We start from the raw sequence: 3053 nt of genomic DNA, 5'->3' as shown, positions 1-3053 counted from the left end.
GCAGGCGGGTCGAGGCCATGCGGGCCGGGATCAGCACGAGGTTGCGGGTTTCGGCCATGGGCTTCAGGGTCCGGGTCGAGAAGGCCGCCGGCGCGGCGGAAATGGTGGGGACGGGAGCAGATTTGGGCCGCTTATACGGGTTGCCAGAGCAGGGGCAAACCGATATCTGAACCGTGCTTGGGGGTGCGGTGCGAAAAGTCCGATTCCCCAAACTTTTCCCGCGCGGCCGCTCGTCCGGCCTTCCAGTCGACATTCCCGTAAGGCCCTGGAGCCTGAGCTAAAATGGACTCCTTCGAACTCAACAAGATACTCGGCGCGGTCCTGGCGAGCTGCCTGATCCTGCTGGTGATGAACTTCACCGCCCAGGCCCTGTTCGCTGCGAAGGCACCGGAAAAGCCGGGTTTTGCGATCGCTGCGAAGGAGGCCACCGAAGGCGGCGGCAAGGAGGCGGCGCCGGCGAAGTCGGAGCCGATCGAGAAGCTTCTGCAGACAGCGTCCGTCGAAAAGGGTGAGGCTGCGGCGAAGAAGTGCCAAGCCTGCCATACCTTCGAGAAGGGTGGTCCCAACCGCGTCGGTCCGAACCTCTATGGCATCGTGGGCGACAAGAAGGGCGAGGGTCGGGGCGGCTTCAACTTCTCGGCGGCCATGAAGGGCAAGGGCGGCGATTGGACCGTCGACGATCTCAACCAGTTCATCGCCAATCCGAAGGGCTACGTCCCGGGCACGGCGATGGGCTTTGCCGGTATTCCGAAGGACAGCGAGCGCGCAGACGTGATCGCCTATCTCAATTCGCTCTCCGATCATCCGGCGCCCCTGCCCACCGCGGCGAAGTGATGTTTTGCCTTCATGGAATTGTGAACGGCCGGGTCTCCCCTGGCCGTTTTCGTTTTGGCGCGTAGCGTTTTCGAGCGGGTACCTGTTCGCGTGAAGCAAACGGGCCGAACTGAAGAAGGCAGAGCCCCACAGATCGGAACGCGGGTCTCGCGGCTTTGTTATCGGGACGTTTCGCCGCACAGAAACCCCTTTCAGGGGGTTATCATGAGGAAAAAGCAACGTTATCGGTCGAACCCTTGCCGTATAATAGCTCTCCAATAGCGCTGCTTGCTTCAAGAGGACGCTTCGATTTGGCCATTAGCAGACGACACCTCCTGCAGGGTGGCGCGTTCGTCGCGCTCACACCGGCGCTTGGAACCGCAGCCTGTTTCCCGACCGCAACGCCAGCCTATGCGGAAGGCTCCTCCGAGCCGGTCTGGCGCCATGCGCTGGCGTCACTCGGCGACATCAAATATCCGGCCGGCTTCAAACGCTTCGGCTACGTCAATCCGGATGCCCCGAAGGGCGGCGTGGTGCGGATGTTCGAACTGGGGACGTTCGACAATTTCAACATCGTCATCAACGGTGTGAAGGGCTCACTCGCTAATGGCGTCACGATGGTTCTCGAGACGCTGACGACGCGGTCACTGGACGAACCATTGACAGCCTATGGGCAGCTTGCGGAGGCGGCCGCCTACCCGGATGACTTTTCCTACGCCATCTATCGCTTGCGCGCGGAGGCGCGCTGGCACGACGGCAAGCCGGTGACACCGGATGATATCGTCTTCTCGTTCGACGCATTGAAGAAGAACAGCCCGATGTACAGCGCGTATTACCGGCACATCGTCAAGTGCGAGCCGGTCGGTGAGCGCGATGTGAAGTTCACGTTCGACATGCCTGGAAATCGTGAGCTCCCGGCCATCGCCGGCGAATTTCCCGTGCTGTCCAAGCACTGGTGGGAAGGAACCGACGCGCAGGGACGCAAGCGCGACGTCACGGCGACGACGCTCGAAATTCCATTGGGCTCCGGGCCCTACCGCATCAAGGAGTTCGTCGCGAGCCGGTCGGTCGTGCTGGAACGCGTGAAAGACTACTGGGGCAAGGATCTCGCGGTATCGGTCGGGCAGAACAATTTCGACCAGATCCGATTCGAGTTCTTTCGCGACGACTCCGTGGGGCGGGAGGCCTTCAAAGCCGATCAGCTCGACTGGTTCAGCGAACGCAGCGGCAAGCAATGGTCGACCGCGTACGACTTTCCGGCCGTGACTGAAAAGCGCGTCATCAAGGAGAAGTTTCCCGATGAAAGCTCTGGGCGGATGCAGGGGTTCGCGTTCAACCTGCGCAGGCCGCTCTTCGCCGATGTCAGGCTCCGCCGCGCCTTCAATCTTGCCTATGATTGGGAGACATCGGACCGCCTGCTCTCGAACGGCGAGTACCATCGCGACAGCAGCTATTTCGATGGCATGCCGGAGTTCATGGCCACCGGTCTTCCGGAAGATCAGGAGTTGCAGATCCTCGAGACCGTGCGTGACAAGGTGCCTGCCGAGGTGTTCACGACACCGTACAAGAATCCGGTGGGCGGCAATGATGAGGCCTCCCGCGCCAATCTGCGTGAAGCGTCGCGTCTTCTCAAGGAGGCGGGGTTCGAAAATCGGGACCGCAAGCTGGTCGATCCCTCGGGCAAACCCGTGAGCGTCGAGTTCATCTGTCAGGATCCCGGGGACGAGCGCGGCGTGCTGTTCTACAAGCCATATCTGGAGCGGCTCGGCATCGCCGTGAGTGTGCGGACACTCGACAGCGTGCAATACGAAAATCGTCGGCGCAGTTTTGACTTCGATATCATTACCGCGATCTGGCCACAGTCGCTGTCGCCGGGCAATGAGCAGCGCGATTTCTTCGGATCGGAGGCGGCGGACAGACCCGGCAGCCGCAACTATCCGGGGATCAAGAATCCTGCGGTCGATGCTCTGATCGATCGCATCATCTTCGCCAAGGATCGCGCCGAATTGGCAGCGTGCTGCAAGGCCCTTGATCGCGTCTTGCTGTGGAATTGCTACGTCGTGCCGCAGTTCAACATCCCCTATGAGCGCTATGCGCGCTGGGATCGTTTCAGCCGGCCCGATCCGCTGCCGAAATATGGTATCTCGGCATTCCCCGACATATGGTGGTGGGACGCCGGCAAGGCGGCCAAAACAGGCAAACCAACTTGACCGATTTTTTTCGCACGCCATGTCTTCGCA

General features: G+C 61.0%; 2 protein-coding genes. Both read left to right on the top strand.

Going from position 1 to position 3053, the window contains the following annotated elements; genetic code table 11:
* The first annotated feature begins 282 nt into the window (after window positions 1-282).
* On the top strand, window positions 283-834 hold the full coding sequence (locus tag JOZ76_RS22740; RefSeq protein ID WP_291702094.1) for a c-type cytochrome: 552 nt from the start codon (window positions 283-285) through the stop codon (window positions 832-834).
* Window positions 835-1124: 290 nt separating this feature from the next.
* Window positions 1125-3023: an extracellular solute-binding protein gene (locus tag JOZ76_RS22735; RefSeq protein ID WP_291702092.1), complete on the top strand. Its 1899-nt coding sequence runs from the start codon at window positions 1125-1127 to the stop codon at window positions 3021-3023.
* Window positions 3024-3053 lie beyond the last annotated feature (30 nt).

It is taken from the genome of Bradyrhizobium sp. (assembly GCF_019244115.1).
In the GTDB taxonomy this organism is placed as follows: domain Bacteria; phylum Pseudomonadota; class Alphaproteobacteria; order Rhizobiales; family Xanthobacteraceae; genus Bradyrhizobium.
This window is presented reverse-complemented; position numbering and strand designations above follow the sequence as displayed.